At 47.2% G+C, this 3,164-nt stretch carries 4 protein-coding genes; 1 reads left to right on the forward strand and 3 read right to left on the reverse strand.

Features of this window, described 5'->3' with window-relative positions; translation table 11 throughout:
- Positions 1-62, reverse strand: a 62-nt coding sequence (locus ACSIPU_RS30035) for a hypothetical protein (RefSeq protein WP_001549973.1), incomplete at its 3' end; no start/stop codon positions are given.
- A gap of 266 nt (positions 63-328) precedes the next feature.
- On the opposite strand from ACSIPU_RS30035, the gene ACSIPU_RS30040 reads away from it, so the two are divergent.
- On the forward strand, positions 329-1,765 hold the full coding sequence (locus ACSIPU_RS30040; RefSeq protein ID WP_000105383.1) for a glutathione synthase: 1,437 nt from the start codon (positions 329-331) through the stop codon (positions 1,763-1,765).
- A 593-nt stretch (positions 1,766-2,358) separates the two neighbouring features.
- Here the strand turns inward: ACSIPU_RS30040 and ACSIPU_RS30045 are convergent.
- Both ACSIPU_RS30045 and ACSIPU_RS30050 read right to left on the reverse strand, forming a co-directional pair.
- Positions 2,359-3,087: a replication initiation protein gene (locus ACSIPU_RS30045; RefSeq protein WP_152921961.1), complete on the reverse strand. Its 729-nt coding sequence runs from the start codon at positions 3,085-3,087 to the stop codon at positions 2,359-2,361.
- Between the two features lie 5 nt (positions 3,088-3,092).
- A partial coding sequence (locus ACSIPU_RS30050) for a hypothetical protein (protein WP_032414367.1) occupies positions 3,093-3,164 on the reverse strand: 72 nt, incomplete at its 5' end.

The raw sequence follows: 3,164 nt of genomic DNA on the forward strand, positions 1-3,164 counted from the left end.
TACCAGCGTACGGCCCACAGAATGATGTCACGCTGAAAATGCCGGCCTTTGAATGGGTTCATGTGCAGCTCCATCAGCAAAAGGGGATGATAAGTTTATCACCACCGACTATTTGCAACAGTGCCTAAAAATCGACCATACAGAGAGGGAAACCACCGGAGTGGTGGGAAAAGCAGAAAGGCTCACGTGGCATAAGGCGTGGACAATGGTATCGACTGGTTTTTCAATTTCCTATACGTGAACTATTGAAGTAATCAATCAAATTTTATAGGCTGATAGCCAAGTAACAACCACCAATGATATGCCAGGTAAAATCAGGGGACGTAAAATGAGTACTCTTGATGTTCAGAAGCTCAAGGATGATGCCGTCGAATGGGCCTTAACTCATGGTGTTGCTTTCAAGGAATCGTCGTATTCCGCAGTGCATACCCCGTTTACCCTGACACCAACACCTATCAGCCGTAAATCCTATCAGTACTTAAAGAATGCAACAGGAATACTCAGCAAATTAATCTATTCAGTTTCTGAGGATCATGATTTTTTGTACTCTGCGATTTATCCCATCAAGGCCGGGAATGCCTTCTTTTCAGCCCTCCTGAACATGCATCAACAAATCCATTCATCATCAAGGCATGCTCCTCGATTACCATTACTCATTATGCGTAGCGACTTTATGGATGATAATCGTGATGGGTTCAGGCTTATAGAGTTCAATGGTATAGCTGCAGGAATGGGGCCGTTTGGTCAGCGGATACATGATCTGCATCACTATCTACAACGGCAATATCCCGCTGTCTTTTCTGATTTATCGAATCAGGCAACAGGGGCGCTTGTCGACAATCAAGCGATCGAAGGGTTATCAGCAGCGATTTGTCAGGCAACTTGCAGAATTAAGCAGGAGTTCGGAGACCCCGGCCCTGCCAGGTTCCTGATGATTGTGCAGGAGAATGAAAATAATGTGTTTGATCAACACTTGCTTGAGCTCGCCCTCCAGCAAAAAGGAATCGAAACGCATCGCAGGACTTTTCGTGAACTGCATAATCAATTGAGTACAGGCGCCGACAACAGGCTCATTCTCGAGGGTGTAGGCCCACTTGATACCGTCTACTTACGTGCCGGATATCAGTATTCTGATTATGAAGCATTCAATATCGATGAGCAGGAGTGTTGTCAGGCGCTGATGGCGACCCGAGTATTCATTGAGCAGCACCGGGTTGCAGTGAACGCCACAGTTGGCCAGCAACTGGCGACCAGCAAGCGAGTACAAATGCTGCTCTCGCAATTGGGTTACGACGAGTTTGTCGCATTTGGATTAACACTGCAGGAAGCTAAAATAGCAAAAACGATACTGGGTGAGATGTTACCCATCAGCCCGGATAGTATCAACCTTGCAAAAGAGTCTCCTTCGGAAACCTGGGTTCTCAAAAATCAGGGTGAAGGCGGGGGGCATTGTCTGTTTGGTGCGGATATCCTGACAAAACTGACGGAACTCACTCCACAACAATATCAGTCCTGGTCGCTGATGCGCCGTTTACACCCTCAGCCCCGAGCTATGCCCACCTTGATTGTGCGTAAAGGGGAGTTGCATAAGGTGAATGATTTGATAAGCGAACTTGGAATGTTCTCCGTGCAGACAGATAACAATCCCTCCAGTGCTGAGCACAGTTTTGCTGGATATCTAATTCGTAGCAAATCAGCTGAATCGACAGAGGGAGGGGTCCATAGTGGACAAGGTGTTTTAGACTCGCTGGTATACAGCGATTAGTCCCTTTCAAGGGGGCTGAAATCTGGTTATATGAAAGCATGCGGTAAGTGGTGTTTTAGCCCCAGTGGAGATGATGCTGTTTCTAGACTGAGTCGTAGTAAGCTAATAATAGTATTATAAATGAAGCCATGAGGGTATTTACAGGGCATATCTTATTAAGGGAACAACAGCAAAAACTGCTGCTATAAGAGGCTGCACCCAAAGTTCTTCAAGGTTCACATCATCGCTGCTGGGTCGATGCTGTTTCAGTTACGGGTCAATTTTCAATACCATTAGCTGTTCCTGTGACTACGGTCATTACGCGCTGTCGACATCAATTTGTACAGCAAACAGTCTTAGCGTGGGATATTTTCCGTTTTCCAAGCGGACCCCGTGCTGTGTGGAAATCCGCCCACCTTGCCGGGCGCCGGTGCCGTGTGGAAATCCGCCCACCTTGCCGGGCGCCGGTGCCGTGTGGAAATCCACCCACCTTGCCGGGCGCCGGTGCCGTGTGGGAATCCGCCCACCTTGCCGGGCGCCGGTGCTGTGTGGAAATTCGCCCATCTTCATGACAAAAATTTGTCAAATGACAGGCTCATGTGTGCTGATTTATGTCAGACGGGATTTTGCTTATCAATTATTGAGAACAGAAATTTTCCTGAATCATCAATACTATACTTAGCAAGTAAAGGTGTTTTCTCATTTATCTGCTTGAGAGCAGGATCAAGGAAAGATCGTTTCAACTCTGCCAAGTTCTTCTGTTGGGATTCCGGCAAAAGGAAACGGTCATTTAACCAAGCATGAGTAGTAACCCATAAGCCTGAAGATTTGAATTGAGCAAGACTTTCATAAAGGCGGATCGTCCGTGGATTTCGAAGACTGCCACAATCGCGGAGCGAGTAGGTGGTGAACTGGTTCGTCAGGCCGTAAATGTACCGCAGGAGTTTATGGTTAAATTCGATTTCCCAGATACCACGAGCTGATCGGCTGCCAGCCTCTGTTAGCCAGGGGCGCGCGACGCAGTCAAAACTCCCTTCTTTCGGGTAAAAGATTACCGCAGAACGGCTTAACTCAAACACGCCTTCTTTAACATCCTTGATAGCCTGGTTACGGCTTACCTGAAAAATTTGCTGATAGTCAGCCACCTTTACTTTGAAAGTAGAGTCACCGAGTACAGCCATCTCATCATCATCTTCGCTTACTGAAGCTGTGAAATACGTCTGCATAAGACATAACCAGAGAACGCGCTTTGCTTTTAGCGAGAGGTAGTAAGCAGCTTCGGTAAGCTCGTTAGACGGCACTGTTGCAAAGTTAGCGATGAGGCAGCCTTTTGTCTTATTCAAAGGCCTTACATTTCAAAAACTCTGCTTACCAGGCGCATTTCGCCCAGGGGATCACCATAATAAAATGCTGAGGCCTG

This window comes from Klebsiella sp. HN106 (assembly GCF_051209435.1).
GTDB classification, from domain to species: Bacteria; Pseudomonadota; Gammaproteobacteria; order Enterobacterales; family Enterobacteriaceae; genus Klebsiella; species Klebsiella oxytoca.